2 rRNA genes are annotated in these 362 nt (G+C 47.2%); both read right to left on the reverse strand.

Annotation, left to right across the window (positions count from 1 at the left end):
- Nucleotides 1-86, reverse strand: a 23S ribosomal RNA gene (locus tag CDO51_RS13275); the annotation flags it as partial.
- 208 nt (nucleotides 87-294) lie between these two features.
- Nucleotides 295-362, reverse strand: a 16S ribosomal RNA gene (locus CDO51_RS13280); the annotation flags it as partial.

Consider the following 362-nt stretch of genomic DNA (forward strand, 5'->3'; position numbering starts at 1 on the left):
GCTCGCCGTGGCGTTTCGCCGCTGGCCGCGTCCTTCTTCGCCTCCTGGCGCCAAGGCATCCACCGTACGCCCTTAATACCTTGACCTCTTTCTTTACTACTCAATGTGCAGTTTTCAAAGAACAAATTTTGGTTTTTAGACAAATAAGCAGCTCGGTTAGACCAAGCTCCTTGCTAAAGTGAGAGATTTCTACAATTAGAGTTTTCTAATTAACTTGGATTTATCCCAAGTTCTAATTGCTCTCTCAAAACCGAACAGGATGTCAAGCGCTTAAATCGTTCTAAGTCTCCCTAGAAAGGAGGTGATCCAGCCGCACCTTCCGATACGGCTACCTTGTTACGACTTCACCCCAATCACCGGCC

It is taken from the genome of Natranaerobius trueperi (assembly GCF_002216005.1).
GTDB classification, from domain to species: domain Bacteria; phylum Bacillota; class Natranaerobiia; order Natranaerobiales; family Natranaerobiaceae; genus Natranaerobius_A; species Natranaerobius_A trueperi.